We start from the raw sequence: 25,643 nt of genomic DNA on the forward strand, positions 1-25,643 counted from the left end.
GGTCCTCACAATCGCCAACCTTGGCAGGAAAACCTTGAAGCAACCTGTGTTGGACACGACCTGACGGGAATTGTCTGCAAACTTCATACTTCCGTACGCAACAAGCATCACCACAAGGTTGATATTTCGTAATGGTGATCTTCTTTGTACCGTTGTCGTCGAATTCTGGGTACGGCGCTGGAAAGTCTGTATCGCACGTCTTGTTCTCTGAATTCAGTTCATAAGTACAGGAAAGCCATACACCGCAACCAGCCGTGTATATATAGGCATACTGCGGAGCATTTGGTGTCGGAGGTTGTCCGCCGCAATATGGCGCCGGATGCGGACCGTCAAGGAAGCATTCGATCATCATTTCCAAATCAGCGTTTCTCTTATACTGATACTTCTCCCATTCGATATCCGCACAAGGACCTCTAAGCGTGATGTCTATGAATCTGTATTGAACGCCATCGGGACAAGTTCGTGTCTGGTACTTGAAGTAGAACACGCACGTTCCGCAAGAGATGCTTGTTGGAATGGGATTAGACCAGTTACTGCATCCTTGAATCGCGTCACATTGTGCGAAACTAATCCTCGGGGACAACATCAGTAACGACCCAACCAAAATGAGAAGAGACATGAGAAATGTGCGACGTATCGACATATCGTTATTCTTCACGTGCATCGTGGCCTCACGGTAAATGTGACAAAGAGAAAAAACGTCAAATACAGACAGATAGATTCTATGCTGACCGTACAAATCTTCAGCAAGAAAGCACCAACGAAAACGACTTTCTACTCCCTCAGAACTAATTTCTAAGTCGATTTCTAACGTCTTTTATTAATGAACAAGGCCACCAAGTCATCAAGCGCAATTCTATCAACTACTGTACACAACGTTAGTTACAAATTCAATACTAATGTTACGTTTGTCACCGTTGATATCAATCACAGTTTCTTGAAACGTATAAAATTACCAACAAGCGATTCGGGAAACCAATGTGGTCTATTTTCGACTCCAGCACCCTCAAACCATTGTTGCATTAAGTGCAGTAAAAACCATAGTTTAGGTTCAGAGTTGTTGTATTGAGTGATCGACTGTCAGCATCTGCGAGCTTCATTACAAACGCGTAACAACGTCAGATTGGCTTACCTGAAAATCGATATTTGTTACATACGACGTGCCGAAGGTGGTAATGCGGGGAAACAAGCTGCTCAGCCATTTTTCAATGTCCCCTTTTCAGAACGAATGAGAGCTTCAACCAGTTTGTTGTGGGAATGGAACTCCAAGAAGTGACGGCTTACTTTCGAACATCTCCTTGACAGAATTGCCAATGCGGACGCGGATTTCGCCAACATCCTTTGTCCACGTTGTATCGCCAAGTTTTTGATCCATGGTGAGTTGCAATGCCTGTAACTGCTCTTGCATTGTCAGGCCTGCACGGGCAGCACGCACTGCATGGTCGGCTTGGTATTCCGGTACACCACTGGCAGCCATGTAGCTATCGCCAATGGTCTTGATTTTTGTTAGACCGTGCTCTGCACTTACTTTGTAGCAGACAGCAAAGATTGCCTTAAGCAAATGCACTACGTGGGCAGGTGGAATCTTTGAGCAGAGCGAGGTGAAGCCTACAATGTCCATAAACAGTACTGTCACCTGTGCATGCTCATCGCCGGACACATCTTCGCCCTTGAGCGTACGGTTGACGATGCTCTCCGGCAAAGTACCATAGAGCAATGGCTGCCGGCTCGCTACCTCCTTCTAACTCATCGGCAAGACGTTGCAACGCTGCAGCATCATTCTTCTTTGTTGCTGCATCTATCTCGCCTATAATTTCTTCCAGTGCTCTCATTGGGTAGGGGGCTTGGGCATGGTGGTACAAGAGCAAGTTACTGTCTTGCGGTTGGCAAGGCACTATGCAAATATCGCATTGACGCAAATGCAACATCGGTCACCGCTTGCACATAAGGACGTAGGAAATTGTGAACAACATCCGTTGTGTCACACTCTCGTCCTCACACCACTACCCTTAGCAATTGGCTCGTTTATATAAGCGCACCACGCGGCTCACGGTCTGAAGGGAGGTGGATAGTGGTGCTGTATGCGGTGGTGGAGGCGAGGGTAGCCTTAGAGCGTAGCGGCGTGGAGTGCGCAGAACGTGCGGATGTGGGTGAGGTATGTTCGGTTTATACCGTGCTAGGTGAGTAAGAGGTTTGGACGTTGCCGTGGTAGGGCGTAGTACTCTTATTGATTTGATTTTTCAAAACAAGTATTACGTTTGATGTCACACTCCTTGTCCCTCACACCACTACCCTTTACGCAATTCTTCGAGAGTTCAACTGCATCATCGTAGAGGCCGTCAGCTCGCGGCCTGGAAGGAGTGTGCGGATAGAGGTGACAGATCTTGAATGTGGAGTGTATTTCTGAGCTGTTCAGAATCGTGGCTACTCCGAGTGTAAACAGTTTACTATTACTCGGTAAGCCACATCTGGTGCGCGACAACTTCGGCACACAATGGCGCTGGTGCTAACCTAAGAACACCACGATGCACTCTACGAGTAGTGCCTGGGGTTTCAATTCACAAAGAACAGGGTGGGTTTGCACTGATAGCCGGACTGCAGGTTGTGCATCCGTAGCTCCGGTATAACAGGTGTTGCCGTGCGTAACAAGCATGATGAACACGCTCGACCATGTCAATCAAGGAAATGAGGCAGTCTTTTGTGAAAAATATGATTTTTCACTTGACTTTATCCCCCCCCCCCTGCGTAAATTTACGTACGGACCAGATCTGACCGTAATCATTATTTAACAACCATGTTGGAGAATTGCAATGATTGCCTTGAAGAACTGTACTGACTGGGGATTCCCAGCCCGTTTGAGAATGCTTGGTGTGGTAGTTATGCTTGTTGGTATTGCTGTAAGTGGACAGAAAGCCTGCGCACAGTTTACGCCGTGTGATTCCGGATATATAGCGGCTGCCGACACCTTTCTTTTTCAGTATGATAGACGTTGTTGTGCTGTTGTATTCCACTCGTGCATTAAACTTGGTGAGATTAAATTTAGTGGTCTTGATTTTGACCAGAGCTGTTTTGACTTTGATGTGAATACAGCACCATCTATCTATGCTGCAGTTGTACAGCGAGGTTTTGAAATCGCTTTGTATAATCATGTTGGAACTATAACGGGTAATGCAGTTCTTCCTGCTTGCCCACAGACGTCTTCGTGGACGATGAAAACGGTTGCTGCTACCTGTGGAGCATGGGTGGAGGTACCTTACAGTCACGAAAACCAGATTCAGATTCGACGCTACTTCTTCCCTTGTGCATTTACGACATGCGAGCAGACTTGTGTGGCTTGTATTAGCACAGTACAAGATGCATGTGGTAATGAGGAGCCATACATTTATTTCGATTGCGAGAACCAACCATCTCCTCCAAATTGCCAAGGAACGTGTCCCATTGGGGTATGTGTTGATTTACGTCCAATGCCATAGCTCGACTAAACACTATGAGGATTACGATGCCTATTTCACTAGTTCAAACGATCACTGTATTAGCCGCTGTTGTCTTGTTTTCTGCACAACAAGCTTCGGGACAGGTAATCTCGATCGCAACTAAAGTGATGCTTCCAGACTCACTGCTCACCATTGCTTCTGCTGCGAGATTGGATACAATCCTTGTGATAGCAAATGCCAACGGAACAATCGAGTATAGGAGTGTTTCAACAGGGATGATAGTACAGAAGTTCGAACTAGAGAATAATGCACAGATCGTTGATCTCGACGTTGACACAGTGAACGGTGCCGTTTACGCGCAAGTTGCGGACGGCACCGTATATATGAAGAAGGAGGCCGACGCAGAGTTTGTACGAATAGCGGTGGATGGAGTGGTGAACATGTGTGCGAGTGCCGACACACTCTGGTGTCTTGGTAATAGTTCCATCTTTGCCGTTGTAAGAGGTGAACAACAACATACGGGCTATAAACTTCCAGAAGTTTTTGGTGCAGCAGACAGGATTCTGAAAATTCAGAATAGTCGCTTTGCCATATCTACGACGACGGGAAAAGTGTATCGAATGAGCCTAGAGGCAGACACACTCGCCGTCGAACAGTCCTTCCAGAGTGATATCGGCAGGATTCAAGGTCTTTTCTATTTAGACGATCGCATTATTACTACTTCAGCGGAGGGGTCGTATGTTCTGGACTATAATTTTCAGGCTTCGTTACTCACCATTCCTGATTTTGCTCAACGGTATGTAAATCCGGAAACTGTACGATTTCGTGTTTTCGGTGCCGGAAGATTTAAGGACTCTATCTGGCTCGTAGTAAGGAGCAAGTCACAGTATGAACAGCCAATTACCAGAGTCTGTGTGGGCAAGGCACTCGACAAAAAATTTTACATTCGCAATTTAGCCATTGACAGCACCCAGTACGAGTATCTTACTTCAGTCGTCCCGTTTAAAGACGATGTACATTTTTCCGGGGTACAAGGAATACAGGGAGCATACACCGGCACAAGCTGGGGCTGGTTCGCCTATAGAGAACCCATTGGTGCGTATCCGTGGGAGGCATATACTGCAACTGCAAATGGAATATTTGCAGTTCGCAGATCAGGTAGTTTCATTGATCTTGGTACGGTAACAGATTCAGGGATGCACAATGTAGTTATCCGAACGATTCCAGTTGTTTCAACGGGATCCATATTCTCCGTAATGGAAAAGAATGGAGAGATTTTCGTAGGAATGACAAAGGTTCTATGTAGGATCACCAAGCACGGGGAGGTGTACTCATATCGGATTCCCAAACCCAATGACAGTTTTAAGAAGTTTTATGTAGATACAACTAGAGAGTTGATATGGGGCTTTTCGACTCGTGATGTTCATGTGTGGTCATTCAATGGAGATTCAATCATATCGCAACAGTATAGTCCAACCGGACTTCTCGGAAGTATCGCAGAATATCGAGATGGTTCGTTACTACTTAGCACGTTTACTGGTCTGATTTTGCATGCCCGCCTTACGAATGACAGTGTTGAGCTTACACAGTTGCAGAGCAGGCTCACGTACGTAGAGCTTGTAGGTACTGTATCCGATACTACCTACGGCATTGCCGGACCGAGTGGCAACCTTACCTTGATATATAAGTTTCCATGGACAGCTCCAACTGCTACAGACAGTATTAGTCTGAGCAGCAAGACTGTACCTGCGTTGTTGTTCAATCCAATAGTTGACGGGAACATTGTTGTCCTTTCAGATACAATGATCTACCAAATCACTCCCTCTACAGGGTTGGTTACAGACCAGCCATACGTAACGCCTGGTACTATTGGTGGCGGAACAAATACCATTATTGGCCATTGGAATTCAAATATCACCACATTGCTGCGTGGAGATCGAATTGGGTTGTTTCCAGATCATGTTACGTCTGTGCAGCAGGAGCACATTCCTCACGTGTATATTCAAAGCATCTACCCCAATCCAGCCACAACACATCTGAAATGTCAACTTGGAAGGCTGCTTTCTGCTGACCGAAACACTGTATCCGTGCACATCATTGATCAACTAGGCCGAATTCTGAAAGACCTCTCCTCTGCCGTTAACTGGCGCAGCGACGAATTCACGTTTAGCATCAGTGCAGATGTGACAGATCTTGAATGTGGAGTGTATTTCTTAGCTGTTAAGAATCGTGGCTACTCCGAGTGTAAACAGTTTACTATTACTCGGTAAGCCACATCTGGTGCGCGAACACTTCAAGCTGCACTGCATGGAGCGTGAGTGTACACGCCATTAAACGCCGCAACAGAACGCTCGCACGTTGTCGTAACATTGCTATAAGTACAAATTTCTACAACACAGCTTACGAGCTGATTAACTAACTGACATCCAGGAATTCGCCTACGAGATAACGGATTTAGCCCACAGTATCCAAGAACTATCACGGGTTCGACAAATAAGCCATAGAAAAAGAAAGTCAGATTTTTTTAACCAAGAGGTACAATCGAAAGAGATTATACATATATTGCATTAAAACGAGACTGTTACGTATGCATACAATCACTTAGGGGATGATTTGATGAGGGCAGTACGTAATGCAAGTAGGTTGTGGGGGCCGAGAGAGACTGAAATATCTGATGCCAGATTGATGGCAGTAGAATGGGCGCTTGGTAATTGATGGGGTAGGTTTCTAGAGACACGTAAACTACGTACAGTCTGACAACCATTTAGGTGAGTTAGCCAGATTGTACTATGCACGGATGAACAAGTAATGGTGGAGTGCAGAGGTGGTATCGGAGGGGGAATCAATGCCGGGGGGCTGAGTGAAATTCTAATGGTGTGCAAAGTACTGGCTATGTGATGTAGAGATGTAGGTATAGTAAGCATGTGTGGCGGGTACATATAGTGATCACTCACTATGTGAACTTGTTTACTCGAGGGCACAATACTGAGAAAAAACTTTACCGTATACTAAATTTAATGACTAGCGGAGCTATCAGAAGGTCTGATATCTCCAAAATTCAACGGAGGGCCATAATATGAATATCTACTTAGCTCAAATTCCCAATTCTGCATCGTATCAACCGCAGATCGAAGTACAGTTGTTAGATGCCAACGGTAATCAGGTTGTACTGCCAACAGGCGCACGGCTCGATGTAATATATGATCGTTATGATGATGGGCAGGATGGTACGTTGTTGACACTCAATTCTGTAAATACTGTTCCGACAACCAACTTAGCTAATTCGCGTGATTCACTGTTTCTAGCTTATGTAAATGTCGCCGGTGGTATGTCTGGTAATCTGTTTACAGTGATTGTTCGTGTTTTGGACTCCCCGACGGTAATCGCTACAGAAACGTATCATTTTGTACCGTCAAATATTCGTTGGTCTCAGGATGTATACATTAACTGGAGGCAATAATGCTCGACAGAATTAGTATCATCGCAGTAATTGTACTATTAGCGGTGCCCAGTCTTACACACAGCCAATCTGTAGAAATACTCAAGAACACCATGGTTGACTGGGCAGCACCGAACGTAACGGCTGGTGAGTTGTTGGGTGTAAGTCCGGATAATATTATTCGTCCAGGTAGTGTAAGAGAGTTAGTTGTGCAGTTGATAAATAACGCTACTGCTGGTGGCGGTCAGGTACCGGGATTTGCTGTAGAATGTAATCCATGGTACTTTATCAATCAAAATAGCCCGATCTCAGAACCAGGAATATTTGATCGGTTATCGGTATCAATAGCCTGGAAGCCAAACAACGATGCAAATCTATTTGGGGTTGGCTTTAAGTGGACAGTATACGACAAAGCAACTTCCACTGTGTTAGATACTCTGAAAAACCAGCTATCTCAGATAACTCGGGCGATGTGGAGTGAACATACCGCCTTGGGACCGGTTAGGGATTTGTGGAGTGAACTGGTGAAGAAAGTTAAAGACGAAAACTCCGAATGTACAGAACAACTTGACGCAATTGAAGATGTGATGCTGCCGAAACTGACAAAAGTCAGTGTCGTAAATAGTAGTATAAGTGAGCTGAATAGTGTGGCGAGAAATTTACTGGATACCGCTTACCGTAACCTCAAGGGTCAACCAATACCGGACTCAGTGAAAGGCAAATTGGAAACTGCGCTTGTTAGTGCGCTTGCGAAAAAAGCAAGAATAGTCCTCCCCAATGACGTAAGCCAGATGATTAGAGACGCGCAAGAATCGTACCGAAAAAGTAATTGGGCTAGTACTGCATTGGCTGTGGGTGTAGGGGCCACATTTCGGGCAGATACTGTAAATCAATTACAGAGGAGCATATTCAACGCAGAAACCGGTAGAGCATATTTGTCTTTTACGTACGGCAATGGTGACTGGTTAATGCTTACGACCATGATTTCAGCACAGACCAGTACGGATTATGGCTCTGCATACAGACCAAATTCACAGGTACAAGGTAGTATGCAGCTGATGGCTGGCAGCGTTAGTTTACATGGTATTCTATCTGCCGGCTTTCAAAGTATAGAATATTCTAAATCGGCAATTAACGGTGATTTACTAGGGAAGAAAGGTAATGAGTGGAGAGTAGCGGTTGGAGCCGAATTGCAAGTAAGTAATAGTATGTGGCTGTACTTCTCGGCAGGTAAAGAGCGCTCGTTATCATATAGTGATGATGTATGGTCTGCAGACTATGGCGTACGCTACGCACCGTCAATTATATTCGATTAGGAACATAAAGGTATTTATGGATATGAAAACAAGAATCACGGCCGTGATAGTTATTGCCGTCGTATCTGAAGCAGCCCTTTGGGCGGTAATGAACTTGGTAGCATTATATCCAATTGTAACGACAGAGCAAGTTAAGGTAACGCCCATTAAAAGTGACAGCTCTGTTACAGCAGTAACACAGTTACGCCGCTCGTGGAATCGTAACAAACAGATGTAGATGACACCGGTTGTTTTGAGTTCTCGGATGACGCCTGATGTTCGGGCAGTGTTACTTTCACTAATTGCCGGACAACTTGGAGCAGTAATTAATGAGGACTAAGGAAGTCGTGTGTTAGAGGCCACTCTAATCGAACAATGGATCATGTCCCTTTATACTAGGAGAAGACTCCGTGGAGAATGACGCAACGCAGCAGCAGCTGAAAGAAGATAAACGACTGAAGAACAAGAAACTGCTAATTACGATCACCGTTAGTGCTAACATTGTTGCCGTAATCCTATTCGCCTCATTGTGGTGTGCGATGAACCTGATCGCGCTATGGCCTGAGGTAAATCAGGAGCTCGTAAAGGCTGTTCCGGCCATGGGCGGCGGCTCTGATGCCGACTCCACCATCATCCGGAGATCCTGGACCGGTAGTGATTCGATGTGGTGGACTCCGATCCAGTTAAGTGGGGAAATGACCCCTGACGTTCGAGCTGTCATTCTGGCCATGCTGGCTGGAGCTCTTGGTGCGGCGATCCAGGTGCTTACGTCAATCGGTGGGTACCTTGGGAATGGAACGTTTGAAAAGCGATGGACCGTCTGGTATCTGTTGCGAATGCCGATCGGAGCTGTCTTGGGTCTGTTCCTCGTAGTTGGCATTCAAGGGGGACTACCTCTAGAGTCTGTAACCCTTGACGGAAGTACTCCATTCCAGATCGTTTTCTTAGCCGGACTGGCGGGTCTCTTTTCAAGATCAGCATTGGACAAGCTTGAAGACGTTTTTAACGTACTTCTGAACACAAAGCGCAACGACGATCGTGGCGATAACATGAAACCTGCTAAATCGAGTGATCAACACGAAGGAGAAAAGTGATGTCAAGAGTCGTCTTTACTGGTGCGGGAGCGTCAAAATCATTTGGACTGCCACTAACTGGTGATCTGCTTGGACTTATACTTCAAGGTATAAAGGAGGCGACGCTTTTCGAGGGGCAGAACAACCCCAAATGGTGCAAGCGGAGTCGGAGGGCTCTGTCTAACTACCTTATGCGATTGTTGCCTGGGATCGAGTTGATCGCCCCTGAGACAATGCCAATGGTCACAGAGGTCTTCTCCATGGTTGATTACGCCATCAACGCCGAAGAATTACTGCCGATCGGTACAATCGCTGATCATAGAGAGTTCAGGCATCTCCTGATTCTCGCCATCACCGATATCATCATGAGTGACTTCGAGGTGGACTGGGATCGAAATGATCCTACAGAAGGACGTCAGGCTGACGTGTTCAATGCGATGGTAAGGTATCTGAAAGCAACACCCAAGGGACCGATTAATCTTATCTCGACCAACTATGATATCACGTTGGAGTCCCGCCTATATTACCGTTTTCAAGATAGCAATATCGCTAAACAAGTCGATTTGGGATACGACTGGAGAAGTGTTGCGGGAAAGGTGCAAACCAGAGCATCAAAGCCAGAGTTGAGAGTCCTAAAACTTCATGGGTCTTTAGATACGCTGCACTGCCCGTACTGTGGTCATGTATACTTCAATCCGTACGGCACGATCGCTTGGCAGGCGTTTCGAATAGACAGCGATGAAGACAACATGTGTGAGTGTAACGACAGGGATATTCTTGGTGTACACATTGTGTCAATGTCACTCGTTAGAGATATTCGTGATGCGAATCTCCTGAGCGTATGGCGAAGTGCACTTGAAACGCTCAGAACAGCAAACGAGTGGGTGATCATCGGTTATTCCATGCCACAAGAAGATCTCGCGATTCGTTCTCTGCTCATGAGGGCGTATCATGGCGCGGGTAAGAAGAAGCCAAAGATCATCATCGTTCAGCACGGCGACAAAGCAAAACCCGCATATATATCATTGTTTCCGAATGCTAAGTACTTTGATCAGGGTCTGGAACAGTACTTGATCAAAAAAGGATTCCTAAGCGACACGTCGCAATCATCGAAAGTCATAAAGAAGGCAAAATAATTGGCAACTGAGGAGTAACCATGAATCTTCACTTCGTAACAAACCGGGCACATTCCGGTAGCGACCGATGGAAGCCCGACGGATATACCAAGCAGCCGAGTGGTGATGGAGCTCATAATCTGCGATATGGGCATGTTGAGCTGGATCTTAGCGGCGTCCAAGATCAGATCAATGAGACGATCAAGAAGCCTACGGATGGTGGCGACGGAAACGGCTCAGCCATTGCAGACATCATTAATGGCGTCGATGCCTCGAAGCGTAAGATCTTTGCCTACCAAGAGAGTTCCGATGGCACCCGCAAGGGCTCGACGGAATCCTTCGACAAACTCCAAGAACTCATGCGGAGTAGTAAAGATGTTGTTGTCTTCATTCACGGCTATAACACCGACTGGTGGGAGGCAGTGTCCACGGTGGCGGCATTGGAGATTATGCTCAATGCCAATGGAGGCAAGGAGGTTGCGGTGGTGCTGTTTAGCTGGCCATCAGATGGAGAGATCTTGTTGGTCACTCCGTATTTCTCGGAACGACATGATGCCAGTCTTAGCAGATTCGCGACGATCCGTGCATTGCTGATCCTACAGAAACGCCTAGCAGATATTCGAATCAGCGCCCTTGGAACGGAGTACCGGACACGCAGGGAGTATTTGAAAGCTGTTGAATCTCGTGCGATCGATGCCAACAAGGGGCTGTGCGGCAGCGGCCTTCACCTGGTCTGTCACAGCATGGGCAACTATGTTCTGGAATGTGCCCTTGGTTTGGCCGACGAAGATCCGGAGTATGTACTGTCCGAGCGGATGTTCGATAATGTGATCCTGGCTGCACCCGATGTCAACACGGATGCCCTAGAGCCAGGGCGCCCCCTATCACGACTTGCATCGATCGCGAAGAATGTTTCGGTGTATTTCAACAAGGAAGATATGCCGTTGCTTACATCGATGGCGACTAAAAACGCACGAGAACGATTAGGCAGAACCGGCGCTGCTCGTCCCGAAGCGATCGACCGAACATTTCACCAGATCGATTGTACCGGTGTTGTCGAAGATGGTATCGTGGAGCACAGCTACTTCCTGAACGGGAAGCCGCTTGACGATATTCGGCGTACTATCCATGGGGTTCGACAGAGCGATCCCAGTAGGCCTCGACAAGGTGACAAGATGTACCCCAATGTATGGCGACTTGTAAATTATAATACAACGCCATAGGGCCATTAATGAAATCCCTTCATCTTCTCATTGCATTTGCGTTATGTCACGTGCTGACATCAGCACAATCAGGTATACATGAAGTGGTGCCCACATGGTTAAAGGGGAGGTTCGGGACGCAGGGATGGATGTATTCTATCTCCAATCACATTACGTTACCGAATGAATAGAATGAGGTAACCGGTGGCTACTGTCTATGCCAGTGAAAAACGGTGACATCATTGGTATGGTACGCATACGTACGACATGCCCACTTGTCGTCGGCAAGCGCTATAAGGTCGATCGCACCACCGTCCACCTGATCAGCATACCGATAGAATCCGTAACCATGGAAACCCAATTCGTCAAAGTGGGCCGTTGCTGACCATGATCGGTCGGTGTCGTAATCAAACGCGTCTATGATGATCTTTGGTGAGTACCACCCCTTCATCCTGAGCTTTGCATAGTTGGTCCTACCGGCTTGATCTCTGATGGGGACGCCATCTATACGATATATGTGGTATGTGCCTGTGGTGGAGCGCAACCGCCAGCGCCGAATGATCGGCAGTAAGACCACCTCTACCAAGAACACGGCAAGAAGCGATGCTATGGTACCGCCGACCAGTGCTTCCCATGACATACTACACTCCTTTCAATTCACCCACCAACCCCACCGTCTCCACACTCACCGTCACCACCTTCTTGATCAGGCGCACGATGTAGGTGGGGTCAGTATCGCGATTGGGGTTGTTGGTAATGCCCGAACGCTTGTCCGTCTTGATTTGGTATTGGTCCACCACCCAATCTAATGCTGAGCGATTTCCGAGTTTATAGTCATCTACGGTTGATGGAATTCCTGTGAGTGTGAGGAAGTCGTTTACGATTAGGCGGGTGGGGTCCTTCTTATCCCGCTTCATCTTGGTAACGTAATACCGCTCGTTGATTGGTACCTGCTCGACTTTAGAGACTTCGCTTCCATACGCAGAGCGATACCCTTTGGGAAGCGTCCAGACCTCGTCGAGCGGATACTCGGGCTGGTCTTCGTAGTGCACGTGCAGTTCCATGAGCCGCTTGCCAATGTTTGCTACCGTACGGAAGTCATCGGCAAAGGGAATGCGAGGTAGTTCACGACGCAAGTTGGCGGCATACTTCTCACGGTATGCGGGGTCGTGCAGAATGCCGTAAACGTAATGGAAGATGTCAATCTTTGTGATCGTTGCGTCAGTGTAGTGCTCTTGGAACTGCTGCATGCCCCAGTCAGTGATGTTGTCCCTGCGGTTGGTGCCGTCTTCGTTGTACACGTGTAGCGGGAAGCACTGAGTCTTCTCCAGCATGTCGAGACACGGGATTGTGTTCGACACAAGAGTTTGGAATGGCTTTGAGCTACCGACACCACTCACGCATACCACCGTGTTCTCGGTGGAGGGGAGGGGGAAGATTTTTGGGAAATGGTACACCTCCTCATTCATAATACGATCAAAGTATAGTTGTTCCATTGTGAATGGACGGTATAATGACGGCCTAAGCGACGCCTCGTTATACCCACATGTGCGCCCGCGCTTGAGATCTAGTTTGAGATCTCGAGACCAACTCAGCTTCGTATCATCCACTTCGATAAATGAATCGATGATCGTTCCCGGTGGTGCAACACTCAGGCGACCGACCCAGGAATTGTACTCGTTGATATGGTTGCGCATGTTGCTCGAAAGAACATCTTTATTGAAGTTGTATGCCCACACGTCTCTATTGGTCTTCACGCCATTAGACACTACTTTGAACACGGCATCAGCCTTTCCAGCTTTAGCCTCTTTGCTGCCAAGGGGAATCAAAGTCTCCCAGTCGTCGGCCATGCCGTCGGTGAGCCAGACGTTGTTGCGTTGTGTTTGAATATTGGTGAATCCAACCGAGGCTGCCTCCCCCCAGCGCTGCAACTGACGATACTTTTCGGTCTTAGTCCAAAACTCATCCATTCGCGCATATCGCAATTGGCTGTCAGACCCATCTGCATGGTGTTCCATCATACAGATTGCAACACCGACCTGTATCCCAAAAACGTTATGAGTGGTACCTGATAATTTGGGGTTCTTCCGTACGTTTCCGCCAAGGTCTATCAAACTTATGAGGTCGAAGTCCCTGCCGAGGTGCGAGCGCATGCCATCAAAAGCAATACCATCAAGGTAGGCATTATTGGTTACTAGGCACACCATGCCTTCGCCCCTTACCAATATCCTATCAGATGCCATACGGAATGCCTTAACGTACGGGTCGCTCAGCGCATTTTTATTCGACGCCTTGGAGTCCTTTGCATACGTTTCTGCAACGCGCTTGTCTATTGCGGGATACTTACGGTTTTTGTTATTATCGTTTTCGTTCACCTGACCGGCATTGTAGGGCGGGTTGCCGATGACCACAAAGATTGGTGCTTCTTTTTGCTCCTGCACACGCATGGAGTTCTCGTTCGTGAACATGCCAAGCTGGAGTTCTTCAACGAGTTCGAAGGAGTCCACCAGGCAGATGCCGGGGAAGGGTTCATACTCACCCGTCAGCTCCATGTACAGATGCTCGACGTTGAGGCAGGCGATGTAGTATGGCAGCAGCATCACCTCGTTGCAGTGAAGCTCGTGCAGGTATTTGTGCCGTAGCGACGCAGGGTTCTTTTCGTAAATCTCGCGCATCACACGGAGGATGAAGTTGCCGGTGCCGACGAATGGGTCAAGGATGTGGACGCCTTCGTCTGTTAGACTCTTACCGAAATCCATCTCCAAAGCCCCCTGCACAGACTTCACCATAAAGTCTACAATAGGTTGCGGTGTATATACGATGCCATGGGTGTCAGCAACCTTGACGGCATAGCCCTGGAAGAATTTCTCATAGACAGTGTTTAGGAAGGTCTGCTTTTGCGCGTAGTCGTCAGTGCTCTCGGCGGCCATCTCTAGGGCGCGGTAGAAACGGTCGAGTGGTTTTAGGAACTGATCTACAGAGCCGTAGCCCTGAACCATGTGCGTGATGACCCCTTCGAGCTCTCGTGCGACGGCGTTCTTCTGGAGGAAGCTCTCGCTATGGAAGATTGTCCGGAAGATGCGTCGGGTGAGCAGGTGCTGGATCAGCATCTCTTCGACGGCTTCGATACTCAAGTTTGGGTTGATGCTTTCCTTAGCCAGTTGCATGAACTTGTCGAAGGCGGAGCTGAACGCACGGTTCTTGACGCGCTGCTCTTCAAGGATCTTGAGTACGCCTTCGGCAAGTGTGGGAATCTTCTCTTTGAACTCCTCGACGGCGTGTTCCCACTCCTTGATGTACGGCAGGTCGAAGTTGAACAATGCCTCCAGCACCTCTACAAGCTTTGCAGGAACGGTGATATCGGCATCTAAGATCAGCCGTGCATCTTGATATAGGATAGCCCTTCCCGGTTGCCAGAACAAAATGTTCGTGGTAGGGTATCCATCGGAGAATTTGTTTTGTACCTCTTTTGCCAGATCGTCCTTTGAATCCTTTGCCTCCCAGAACGCCCGTGGCAGCGAGAACTGATCGAGCAACGCTCCATCCACCGATGCATCGCGCCGCCCCCCGCGTTTGATTGCAAACTCTTCGATAAACTGCCAGTTCATCTTGCGGGCATAGAACTCTAGGAGGTTCTGAAAGGCATTGCGGACAGTCATTTCATTGTCGTGTCCGTGGTGTTCGTACCGTTCAAGTTCTGCGTAGTAGTCTTGTATTGGCTTGTGAGTGGGTTTTAGTGAGAGCATGGGGGATAGTTCTTATGAATGAACACGAGAATTTAACAACTTGGATGGGAAAGTGCATTTGAAATCGAAGCGTCAATCAACACTCACAACTTGTTGCCGGACTCTTGAAGAGTGTCCATTATCGTTTGAATCTCTTTTGCAGCCGCGTGCTTAATACACTCCAGATCTTCCAATAATGCTTTACGTTGTATTGGGGTCCAGTCTATGTTTGAAAACGATGATGTTTGGCTGACAATATCTGATAGGCGCTTTGATGTAGGCGAATCAACACCAAGTGTATTAGTCATATGTAAACTAGACTGACGCAGACCGTATGCAATGTCTACTGCGCGGCCCTGGGTAAGGACAACAGTCTGTGTCCAGCTAAGGTCATGCCCAAGCCAATAGAACTCTAAGAAGTTTCGACCGTTTTGAGTCCTTCCATTTTCAAGCGTGCCTGTGGTTTTTACTGTACTCTCAGCTACTGAATCACTTCGATTAAGGAATCCAACACCAAAGTCCTTAAACCTAAACGTATGAAGGTTGCTAATCAAATCCATTAAGGATTTCCGAAAAACAAATAATGCGACTAATGCAAATATTACCCAAGCGGTGATACCCAAGTCAACAAGAATCTTGTAGATGGAATTGAACATAGGCTAAGATACAGTAAATGCAGCGTCCAATTTGCATTTCAAGAATGTCACTCGGACACCGATGAGAACGTCAAGTTCAGACGCAATCACAGGTATGATTCAATTGTAGATACAATAGCAGTGGAGGTATAACACTACCTTCGCTTTGTCACACTCTTCGTCCATCACACCACTATCCCTTTGCAATTGCTTTGGTGTTTATACAAACGCATGGAGAGGCCGTCAGCTCGCGGCCTGGAAGGAGTGCGCGGATAGTGGTGTTGTACGCGGTGGTGGAGGCGGGGGTGGGGCCCGGAGCGAAGCGACGGGCTTGGAATGCGCAGAACGTGCGGACGTTGTCGTGGCAGATGAGTAAGAGGTTCGGACGTTGCTGTGGTAGGTACGTAGGACTGTGGATGCTTGATCATTTTCGTAGCACGAGTATTGCGTTAAGTGTCACACACCTTGTCCATCACACCACTATCCCTTTGCAATTGCTCTGGTGTTTACACAAACGCACGGAGAGGCCGTCAGCTCGCGGCCTGGAAGGAGTGCGTGGATAGAGGTGTAGTATGCGGTGGCGGCGGCGGGGGTGGGGCCCGGAGCGAAGCGACGGGCTTGGAATGCGCAGAACGTGCGGACGTTGTCGTGGTAGATGAGTAAGAGGTTCGGACGTTGCTGTGGTAGAGGAGTAAGAGGTTCGGGACGGTGAGTATGTTGAGTGTGCCACAGTCTTTGCTGGTAACGTGTGTTGCGCAGCGAAGACGTAGTTATCACACCTTGGGGTTTACTACTGCACTACTCGATAACCATGCCGTTACCCTGGCGCGCCAATGTCACAAGCCCCCTACATCCTTTAAAAAAAAAAGACCCGATTAACGGATGTGTTAATCGGGTGAACGTCGGCGTAGCGGGATTTGAACCCACGACCTCCACTACCCCAAAGTGGCGCGCTACCGGGCTGCGCTATACGCCGAAACCACAAAAGTACGGAAATCTGCGAATGGTTGGTGCTAAGCTGCGGGGACCAGGGGTTAGTGACGGCCAAATGGCGGACGACTGCGGTCCTGCGGCATGTTGGCGGCATCAAAGTTCCGAAGCTGATAACTGAAGGTGAGCATGGCGTAGCGGGTGAGCATGGTGGTGCTGATGTTGTCTATTGACACTGGGTTTACCGTTCTGCTGATGCTTGCATTTTGCTTTAAGATGTCGAACACAGAAAACCGCAACTCGGCTGCGTTGCCTAAGAAACGATAGCCAAGGCCAGCGTTCCAGACGGTAAACGTGCGATCGAAACCTTCACCAAGACCGGTGTAGTAACTGTGGGCAACGTCGGTGCTGCAGGCCAGGACTCCAAAGTTCCAGATAACTCGGGCAGTGGCACTGTGCGTAAAGTAGTTGGCATCCTGATCAGCAATCACACTGTTGGTAATGATGTTGTAGTTTCCGTTATACCCAACACTAAAGTCAATATCTTCACTAATGTTTGAACTGATATAGGTGCCTAAACGCAGGGTGCTTGAGTTGGAGTAGTTGGTAAGATTGTTTACCAGTGATGGTGTGCGGGCGTACGTAACGCCACCGTTCAGGTTCAGGTTGATTTTTAAATCGGAGAGCTGACGTCCGATCGAGAAAAAAGAACGTACTCCGATATACCCGTCCATGTTTACCGGTGACGTGATGGTAGAGCCCCTTGGCAGAAAAACACCACTAATCGTAGTATCCGCAGTGGTGACAATCGTACTGGATGCAACGTAATCGTTTGTAAAGTCAGCCGACGCAAAGGCAAACATGGTTTTCCCCGCCATCCAGTTTGCATCTCGGAAGTGCAGGCGAACGTTGTGGGTGGTACTTTCATCCAGATCAGGGTTACCGGTTCGCAGTTGCAGTGAGTTACTGTTGTCAATCACGTTCTGCAGGTCAGTAATACTCGGGGCGTCAGTCTGCATGGAGTAACGAAGCGTGAGTTCCGTCTGCTCTGAAAACCGCTGTCGCACCATCATGTTCGGTAGCAGGTTGGAAAACGACCTGCGCACAGTAGTGTGCGCTGGAGAGGTTACGTCACCGGCGAGAGCGGAAAGCTGGTATGCTACGCCCGCAGTTACGATCGTGTTGATAAACTGCTGACGGAACAGCACCTGCGCGTTATGGACGGTGTAGGTGTTGCTGTAGGTGTTAGTAAGGTCGGGTACCACCTGGGTGAAACCCGCGGTGACAGAATCGTACTCCTTGGTCCCTTTGTCGGATGACGTATATCGTATCGAAGGTGAATACTGTACCATGAGGGTTGTTTTGGGGGCAAGAGGCTCAGTAAAACTGATCGTTCCTCGTAGTGTGGTTCCATCCTGGTTTTGCCTGGTCTGCTGGTTCAGAGTAAACAGTGAGTCGGCAGGACCAAATGTGTTAGTGGCTTGCTGAGTACCCTCCGCGCTCGACGCACGCAGTTCGGTTGATGCTTCCACAGCAAGCGTACGTCCGCTGGTATTCAGGAGCAAACTATAGTTGGCATCGATACCGGCAGTAAGGGCACCCGGTGCATTGTAGGAAGTTGTGACCGACTGTGAAAGCGGAAGATCGGCATTCATCGTTAAACCGTCGAACGCATTGTAATCCGAACGCTGCTGATAACTAAGTTTAGGCTCGATAAGAATCTGTGACCTGCTGTTTAAAGGGCCCGACATCCGTAAATTAAAACGATGGTTCCGTCCAATCGAGTTGTTGTTGCTGGTTTCCGAATACGTTTGAGTATCGGGATCTACATACTGCCGGTCAGTAACGGAGCTGTTGTTGTTATCGGCATAGTTAAAAAAGTAACTTCCACTAACATCGAATTTGTCAAACCAGCTGTCACTGTACTGAACGCCTACAGCATGAGTGGCTGTGATCCCATCCTGCTGGCCAACAAACAAACCGCTGTTGCCCATGAATCGCGATGGACCCATCCGGCTTGCCATGGCACCCATCATTCGGGCACGCCCACCGGTAATACCCATGCCGGCCAGAATGTCCTGCACGCTAAAGTTCTGCTGATTAATGTTGTTCGAGATACCCAGGACCGTAAGACGCTGAGTATCGTTAAACGCATTGTAGGTAAGGCCTCCGGAATATCTGTCGTCAGTGCCGTAGCCACCGTACACAGAACCAAAAGAACCTTTGCGTTTATCTTTTTTGGTGACAAGATTGATTGTCTTTTCGGTGCCGCCATCATCAAAGCCGCTGAACATCGACGTGCTTGAGCGGGCATCGTACACCTGGACGTTGTCCACCATGTCAGACGGGACATTCTGCAGCGTCTGCCGCGCGTCATCACCAAAGAACCGCTTCCCATCAACCAGTACCCGTTTCACCTCTTCGCCCTGGGCCTTTACCGTACCATCTTCGATGCTGATGCCCGGCATTTTCTTTACCAGGTCCTCACTGCTGGCATAGGCATTTGTTTTATAAGCTTTGCTATTAAACTGGGTAGTGTCACCCTTCATTTCTACCGCGATGGCATCGGCCTCCACCGAAATATTTTTCAGTGTTAAAGTATCTGCGTTCAATGTAATTTCCGGAAGTTCAACATCGGAACTGCCAACCGTTACCGGCATGGCAAGAGGAGCGTAGCCAAGTAATGTTAAATTAATCGTGTACGCTCCCTGAGGTACATCTGCGATGCTGAACTCACCGCGGCGATTTGATATACCGCCAAGTATTTTTGTAGTATCTCTTGTGTTGGTTAACCTAGCCGTAGCACCCTGCAGGGGCTCCCCGTCGCGATTGATGATACGGCCGCGTACGCTGTGATTTGCTAATACGTCAGAAATTGAAATAAATGTAAGGAAAACCAGTGAACAAAAAGCAATTGGCCGTGTCATGCAGGAACGGTATTTTGGTGTGAAATTTATAAATGAGGTTGGTCTGTGACGTGTATCCCGTTTTTTATTGTGCATTAGGAAACCTGTTTATAATTAGAAAAAAATCTCGTAGATTTGAGTATCTATTAGTACAGTTTTGTTTCACAATTAGTTATTTGCTATGGCAGAATCATCAGTTAATACCGGAGTTGCTCTTGCCAGCCTCGCATTCAGATGGCATAACCAGGCTCATGAAGTTTTAACCCCTCTTAAGCTTTCAACAACACAGTACCTGTTGCTGAGCGGTGTGCAAATCATTAGCGAGACCCAAGAGCACGTAACACAAGCAGCGGTTGGCCGTTTGGTAGGCGCCGACGCCATGCTTGTGTCAAAAAATATCCGCACACTTGAAGAAAACAAGTTCATCGAGCGTCGTGTTCACCCGGTAGATTCGCGTGCATGGTCAGTAAAGCTGACAAAGTCAGGTGCAGCCACACTTAAGAATGCTGCCAAACAGCTTGGTAAAATTGAATCCAATACGTTTGGCAAGGGTGGAAGCGAAAAGCTGTATAAGCCACTTGTACAGGCTCTTGGCTGGGGTTAATGAGCACCGATTCTACTGTGCTAACCGGTTGGTGCAGAGTAGCAGCGTGTTCTCCGGTGCTTGACGTCTGTGGTATTGATTACAATATTGCAGAAATTCAAAAAAGTGTAGTCCAAGCTCTCAACCGTGGCTCATCCATTGTTGTGTTTCCGGAGCTTTCGGTCACAGGTTATTCGGTAGCCGACCTTTTCAGGTCGGCTACTGTTTTATCGGCTGCCAGGGATGCCGTTGTCACACTGGCAGGCTGGAGCCGCACCGTTAACGGTGTATTTGTGGTTGGCTTCCCATGCATGCACGGGGGACGTTTGTATAACTGCGCTGCCGTCATTGGCGGGGGCAGGGTGCTGGGCGTTGTTCCTAAAACCTATCTGGCTACGTCGGGTGAGTATTACGAGCAGCGCTGGTTTGCATCCGGACATACCATTGCCGGAAGTTCAGTATCGCTGGCGGGGGTGCCGGTACCCTTTGGTACAGACCTGCTGTTTTCCGATACAGAGAATTCCGACGTTGTATTTGGAGTTGAAATCTGTGAGGATTTGTGGGCGGTTGAGCCGCCCGGAGGCCGGCTTGCCAGACAGGGCGCAACGCTGCTCCTTAATCTTTCGGCAAGTAATCAGTTGGCCGGTAAGACCAATAAACGGCGGGCGGTTGTCACTGAGCATAGCCGCCGTACGCTTACGGGGTACATTTATGCCTCTGCAGGCCCGTGGGAAAGTACAACCGATACCGTGTACAGTGCCCACTGCATCATTGCTGCCGGCGGTGATGTAGTCGCCGAGACCGAGCCGCTGTCAATGGCATCGGCCATACTTGTTGCCGATATCGATGTTGAACGTTTGCTGTGTCTGCGCCGCCACTCGGGAACGTTTTACCAGCATTCCGGTCAGCCTATGCACCGTATGGTGTATGACGGACGTCCGTTCACCGTGCCCTCCGCATTGCTTCAGCCCCCTTCCCAAAACCCGTTTCTGTCCGAGCCTGTTTCGCAGTACTGTGCAGAAATCAGCGCAATACAGGCAACAGGGCTTGCCGTACGCATGAAGCGGGCTGGCGCGAAAAAGCTGGTTATTGGGGTGTCGGGCGGACTGGATAGTACACTTGCCTTACTTGTATGCGTGAAGGCGGTACAGCAGCTTGGTCTGGATACCGGTGCTGTTCTGGCCATAACAATGCCGGGTCCGGGCACCACCCACCGTACCCGTACCAATGCGGATCTGCTGGCCCAGGTACTGGGCATTACATTACGCTCGATTCCGATTGATACGGCAGTACACCAACATTTTAGCGATATCGGACATGATGCCGATATTCATGATGTTGTTTTCGAAAATGCACAGGCACGGGAACGTACTCAAATCCTGATGGACGTTGCAAATCAGGTAAACGGAATCGTAGTAGGTACGGCTGACCTGAGCGAGATTGCACTGGGCTGGGCTACGTTTAATGCCGATCACATGGCAATGTATCACGTTAACAGCGGTATCCCCAAGAGCGTTATTCGTACAATGGTTGAATGGTGGGCCGAAACCGGAGATCCACAACTGGCCACGGTGCTACGCGATATCCTGCAAACCCCGGTGTCGCCCGAACTGTTACCGGCTACCGGCACTGCCACAGCAACACAGCACACCGAAGAAATTCTGGGTCCATACGCCGTTCACGATTTCTTCCTCTACCATTTTGTCGGGCTCCAGCGTCCGGTAACCAACACCTACTACCTTGCATGCATTGTTTTTAAGGGGCTGTACAATGCGCAGCAACTGCACGACTGGTTTATGATATTTCTGCGTCGGTTCTTTGCCAATCAGTTTAAACGGAACTGTTCTCCGGATGGTATCAAAATTGGTCCGGTGTCGCTCTCACCACGAACCGACTGGCGCATGCCCAGCGATACATCGGCCGAGCTGTGGGTTAGTGAGCTTTCACGCTGTATTGTATTTTTGCCCTAAGGATTAGACTGACCCACGGATTCTTATGAGTAACACAACACGAACCATACGGATGGTCATTGCCGACGACCATGAAATTTCACGTCTGGGAATACGACGGCTTCTTGCAAGTGCCCCGGAGATTGAAGTCGTTGCCGAGGCCTCGAATGGCAACCAGGCAATTGAGGAAGTTCGTGCTGCAAAACCTGATGTGGTCCTGCTGGATGTGTATATGCCGGAATCAACCGGTATTGATGCCGCAAAGGCAATTAAGAACGACAGTCATAAATGTCATGTAATCATGCTGAGTTCGGTTGACGATTCCAATGCCGTTCATCAGGCGCTGTACACGGGGGCCGATGGGTATCTGACGAAGGATGTATCGGCACCGGAGCTTATCTCTGCAATTAGAAGTGTGTTGCAGGGACAACGGGTGTTCAGCCGCAGGATTTTAAATATGCTCGACGGCGAAATTCAGTCGCCCGAAGAAGCATCAGGCAGTGAAGGTAAGCCCGCTGTTAGTTTAACAAAACGTGAAGAACAGATTGTATCGCTGGTGGCTAAGGGACACACCAGTCAGGAAATTGCTAAAAAATTGTATATTAGTCCGCGAACCGTTGAAACTCACCGTGCGCGGATTATGGATAAACTTGGCGTTAATAACACGGCAGGGCTGGTGCGGTTTGCATTACTGCATTCAACCTATTTCGACTCAAAGGTTGAACTCCCCGAGGAGTAAGTCTAGGTCGGCACCTTATTCCTGTATTAGGAAATACCACAGATGGAAACCGTTAGCCAATACCTGAACCCCGATGTAGTGGCCAAGCTGGGTAGTATGGAACTGCGTGCCCGGCTGGTTGTTGAAGGCTTCATTACAGGCCTGCATCGCAGCCCGTTCCATGGTTTCTCTGCCGAGTTTTCCGAACACCGCCAATACCGCCCGGGCGACGAGTTAAAGCATATTGACTGGAAAATCTATGGTCGCAGTGACCGCTTCTACGTTAAACAGTACGAGGATGAAACCAATCTTCGGTGCATGATCGCTCTTGACTGCAGTGCCAGTATGGGGTATGCAGCACCCGGGAACTTGTCTAAGTTTACCTACGGCAGCTATCTTGCCGCGGCACTCAGCTACTTAATCCTTCAGCAGCGTGACGCTGCCGGCCTTACCCTATACACGAACACTGTAGAGCAGTACCTGCCCTCGCGCAGCAAGAAGTCATATATCAGTGAGTTGATACGGGCTCTCGAGGCTGCCACGCCACATAACACAACCGGAACTGCTGCCGCGCTGAACTCGCTGGCAGAGCGGCTCACGCGGAGGGGGCTGGTGGTGCTGATTAGTGATCTGTTCGATGAGAAAGAAGAGATTTTTAAGGCACTCCGACACTTCCGGCATAACAAGAATGAGGTTCTGGTCATGCATGTGCTGGATCCACGCGAAGTGGATTTCGACTTTCAATCATCTGCAGTGTTCAAGGACATGGAAACCGGACAGGAGCTGCCCACCCACCCGCTGCAACTCCGGAACAGTTACCAAAAGGCGGTTCAGGATTTTTGTGCCGACATAAAGAAGGGATGCAGGGCACTGAATGTTGATTACATTCGCATTACAACGAACAAACCTTTCGATGTAGCATTGCGTGAGTACATCGTGAAACGAGCAAAACGGATATGAAACTTCAAGGGCTGTACACTGCCGTCATTACCCCATTTACCGCTGATGGCAGTCTGGATGTAGAAAAATTTACTATGCTAACGGAGCAGCAGATTGCTGCTGGTGTTAACGGATTGGTTGTTACCGGATCAACCGGTGAAGCTGCCACACTCACGACCGCAGAAAAAGCAACGCTGTGGCGTACGGCTGTTGAGGTGTCGGCCGGACGTGTACCGGTAATCGCAGGCAGCGGCTCCAACAACACGGCCGATTCGGTTCAGGCCTCCAGGCAGGCTGCTGAAGCCGGTGTGGCGGCACTGCTGATTGTAACGCCATATTATAACAAACCAACCCCTGCCGGTGTGGTAGCACACCATTCCGCAATTGCCGATGCATGCCCCCTGCCTCAGATTTTGTATAATGTGCCCGGCCGGACGGCTACCAACCTTGGTGTGGACGTCCAGCTTGCCGTTATGGATGCCGTTCCCCTGGTTATTGGGTCCAAGGAAGCCAGCGCCAATCTCTCCCAGATTTCCAGACTTGCTGCTCAGGTCCCGGAGCATGTTAGCGTGCTTGCCGGCGATGATGACCTTACGCTGCCGATTATTGGTGTAGGGGGCTCAGGCGTGATTGCCGTTATCAGCAATTATGCGCCGGTTACGTTTGGACGGTTGGTGAACAACGCACTCGCCGGTAATTTCAGCTCTGCACAGCGTATTCAAAAACAACTGATACCGTGGTACACGGCGAACTTCCTTGAAAGCAATCCCATTCCGGTGAAGTACATCATGCATCGCAAGTATGGGGTTTCGCTAACGTATCGTTTGCCGCTGGTACCACCGTCTGCTGCTACCACTGGTCGTATTGACGCACTGTGGGATTCGTTGCCTGACTAACAGGAGTTGTGCATGAAAATCATGGGCATCGTGAATGTAACCACTGATTCGTTTAGTGACGGCGGTAAGTACGCCACTACCGATCTTGCCGTTAGTCATGCCATGCAACTTATTGCCGATGGCGCTGATATTGTTGACGTTGGAGGTGAGAGCACACGCCCCGGAGCTCTTCCGCTCCCGGTTGCTGAAGAAGTCCAGCGCATTGTCCCGGTGATTGCCAGAATCCGTGAATTCAACCCCCACATTCCAATTTCGATTGACACCTACAAGGCTGAAGTTGCTGCAGAAGCGGTTGCTGCCGGGGCTACGATGGTAAACGATGTTACTGCCGGTCAGGGCGATACAGCAATGTTTTCACTCATCAGGAAGCTGAGTGTTCCGTACATCATGATGCACATGCAGGGCGTACCGCGCACAATGCAACAGAATCCGTTCTACATCAATGTTGTCTCAGAAGTTAGTAACTTCCTGGTGAGCAGGATACGTGAACTTGGTGATACCGGATCGCCGGTTTATGTTGACCCGGGTATTGGTTTTGGTAAAACCACTGCACACAATCTTGAGTTGCTTCGTAACCTTCACAGGCTTTCGGACGTTGCTCCCATTGTACTGGGCATCAGCAGAAAGCGTTTTATCGGCGAGATTACCGGTATAGAGCATGGGGCTGACCGCGATCCGGCAACAGCAGTGCTGCATGCCCTCCTGATTGATGCACCGGTCACCATCGCCCGCGTTCATAACGTACAAAACCTGCGGGCGCTGCTGCAAATTCGGTCAGCGTTACGTGGTGTGAATTCCTAACCC

General features: G+C 48.9%; 20 protein-coding genes and 1 tRNA gene. 14 read left to right on the forward strand and 7 right to left on the reverse strand.

Annotation, left to right across the window (positions count from 1 at the left end; genetic code table 11):
- Positions 1–1,237 precede the first annotated feature (1,237 nt).
- Positions 1,238–1,636, reverse strand: a complete 399-nt coding sequence (locus tag HRU79_08460) for an adenylate/guanylate cyclase domain-containing protein (GenBank protein ID QOJ26677.1) — start codon at positions 1,634–1,636, stop codon at positions 1,238–1,240.
- 10 nt (positions 1,637–1,646) lie between these two features.
- Entirely contained in the window at positions 1,647–1,832 is a 186-nt protein-coding gene (locus HRU79_08465; GenBank protein QOJ26678.1) for a hypothetical protein, read from the reverse strand.
- Positions 1,833–2,810: 978 nt separating this feature from the next.
- On the opposite strand from HRU79_08465, the gene HRU79_08470 reads away from it, so the two are divergent.
- The 8 genes from HRU79_08470 (at position 2,811) to HRU79_08505 (ending at position 11,579) form a co-directional block, all read left to right on the forward strand.
- Complete coding sequence (locus HRU79_08470) at positions 2,811–3,473, forward strand: hypothetical protein (GenBank protein ID QOJ26679.1); 663 nt, start codon at positions 2,811–2,813, stop codon at positions 3,471–3,473.
- Positions 3,474–3,499: 26 nt separating this feature from the next.
- Complete coding sequence (locus HRU79_08475) at positions 3,500–5,704, forward strand: hypothetical protein (GenBank protein QOJ26680.1); 2,205 nt, start codon at positions 3,500–3,502, stop codon at positions 5,702–5,704.
- An 806-nt stretch (positions 5,705–6,510) separates the two neighbouring features.
- Positions 6,511–6,894 carry a hypothetical protein gene (locus tag HRU79_08480; GenBank protein ID QOJ26681.1) on the forward strand — a complete coding sequence of 128 codons (384 nt, stop codon included), beginning with the start codon at positions 6,511–6,513 and terminating at the stop codon, positions 6,892–6,894.
- Complete coding sequence (locus HRU79_08485; protein QOJ26682.1) at positions 6,894–8,189, forward strand: hypothetical protein; 1,296 nt, start codon at positions 6,894–6,896, stop codon at positions 8,187–8,189. Before HRU79_08480 ends, HRU79_08485 begins: the two co-directional genes overlap by 1 nt.
- 22 nt (positions 8,190–8,211) lie before the next feature.
- Positions 8,212–8,406 (forward strand): hypothetical protein, encoded by a 195-nt coding sequence (locus HRU79_08490; protein ID QOJ26683.1) that lies wholly within the window; start codon positions 8,212–8,214, stop codon positions 8,404–8,406.
- Between the two features lie 172 nt (positions 8,407–8,578).
- Positions 8,579–9,262, forward strand: coding sequence for a hypothetical protein (locus HRU79_08495; GenBank protein QOJ26684.1), 684 nt, complete (start codon positions 8,579–8,581; stop codon positions 9,260–9,262).
- Positions 9,262–10,377: a hypothetical protein gene (locus tag HRU79_08500; protein ID QOJ26685.1), complete on the forward strand. Its 1,116-nt coding sequence runs from the start codon at positions 9,262–9,264 to the stop codon at positions 10,375–10,377. Before HRU79_08495 ends, HRU79_08500 begins: the two co-directional genes overlap by 1 nt.
- A 20-nt stretch (positions 10,378–10,397) precedes the next feature.
- Positions 10,398–11,579, forward strand: a complete 1,182-nt coding sequence (locus HRU79_08505; GenBank protein QOJ26686.1) for an alpha/beta fold hydrolase — start codon at positions 10,398–10,400, stop codon at positions 11,577–11,579.
- Positions 11,580–11,766: 187 nt separating this feature from the next.
- On the opposite strand, the gene HRU79_08510 is transcribed toward HRU79_08505, so the two are convergent.
- The 5 genes from HRU79_08510 to HRU79_08530 form a co-directional block, all read right to left on the reverse strand.
- Positions 11,767–12,198 (reverse strand): hypothetical protein, encoded by a 432-nt coding sequence (locus HRU79_08510; protein QOJ26687.1) that lies wholly within the window; start codon positions 12,196–12,198, stop codon positions 11,767–11,769.
- Position 12,199: 1 nt separating this feature from the next.
- Positions 12,200–15,304, reverse strand: coding sequence for an N-6 DNA methylase (locus HRU79_08515; GenBank protein QOJ26688.1), 3,105 nt, complete (start codon positions 15,302–15,304; stop codon positions 12,200–12,202).
- An 83-nt stretch (positions 15,305–15,387) separates the two neighbouring features.
- Positions 15,388–15,939 carry a hypothetical protein gene (locus tag HRU79_08520; GenBank protein ID QOJ26689.1) on the reverse strand — a complete coding sequence of 184 codons (552 nt, stop codon included), beginning with the start codon at positions 15,937–15,939 and terminating at the stop codon, positions 15,388–15,390.
- An 881-nt stretch (positions 15,940–16,820) separates the two neighbouring features.
- Positions 16,821–16,894: transfer RNA gene (locus HRU79_08525), tRNA-Pro, on the reverse strand.
- A 58-nt stretch (positions 16,895–16,952) separates the two neighbouring features.
- Positions 16,953–19,775: a TonB-dependent receptor gene (locus tag HRU79_08530; protein ID QOJ26690.1), complete on the reverse strand. Its 2,823-nt coding sequence runs from the start codon at positions 19,773–19,775 to the stop codon at positions 16,953–16,955.
- A 160-nt stretch (positions 19,776–19,935) separates the two neighbouring features.
- On the opposite strand from HRU79_08530, the gene HRU79_08535 reads away from it, so the two are divergent.
- The 6 genes from HRU79_08535 to folP are packed head-to-tail and all read left to right on the forward strand — an operon-like array spanning position 19,936 to position 25,640.
- Positions 19,936–20,358 carry a hypothetical protein gene (locus tag HRU79_08535; GenBank protein ID QOJ26691.1) on the forward strand — a complete coding sequence of 141 codons (423 nt, stop codon included), beginning with the start codon at positions 19,936–19,938 and terminating at the stop codon, positions 20,356–20,358.
- Positions 20,358–22,307, forward strand: a complete 1,950-nt coding sequence (locus HRU79_08540) for an NAD(+) synthase (protein QOJ26692.1) — start codon at positions 20,358–20,360, stop codon at positions 22,305–22,307. Before HRU79_08535 ends, HRU79_08540 begins: the two co-directional genes overlap by 1 nt.
- Positions 22,308–22,332: 25 nt before the next feature.
- Complete coding sequence (locus HRU79_08545) at positions 22,333–23,025, forward strand: response regulator transcription factor (GenBank protein ID QOJ26693.1); 693 nt, start codon at positions 22,333–22,335, stop codon at positions 23,023–23,025.
- Between the two features lie 42 nt (positions 23,026–23,067).
- Positions 23,068–23,964 (forward strand): DUF58 domain-containing protein, encoded by an 897-nt coding sequence (locus tag HRU79_08550; GenBank protein ID QOJ26694.1) that lies wholly within the window; start codon positions 23,068–23,070, stop codon positions 23,962–23,964.
- Positions 23,961–24,839, forward strand: coding sequence for a 4-hydroxy-tetrahydrodipicolinate synthase (locus tag HRU79_08555; GenBank protein QOJ26695.1), 879 nt, complete (start codon positions 23,961–23,963; stop codon positions 24,837–24,839). The genes HRU79_08550 and HRU79_08555 overlap by 4 nt, the downstream gene beginning before the upstream one ends.
- A 12-nt stretch (positions 24,840–24,851) precedes the next feature.
- On the forward strand, positions 24,852–25,640 hold the full coding sequence (gene folP / locus HRU79_08560) for a dihydropteroate synthase (GenBank protein QOJ26696.1): 789 nt from the start codon (positions 24,852–24,854) through the stop codon (positions 25,638–25,640).
- Positions 25,641–25,643 lie beyond the last annotated feature (3 nt).

Source organism: Ignavibacteria bacterium (assembly GCA_015709655.1).
In the GTDB taxonomy this organism is placed as follows: Bacteria; Bacteroidota; Ignavibacteria; order Kapaibacteriales; family Kapaibacteriaceae; genus OLB6.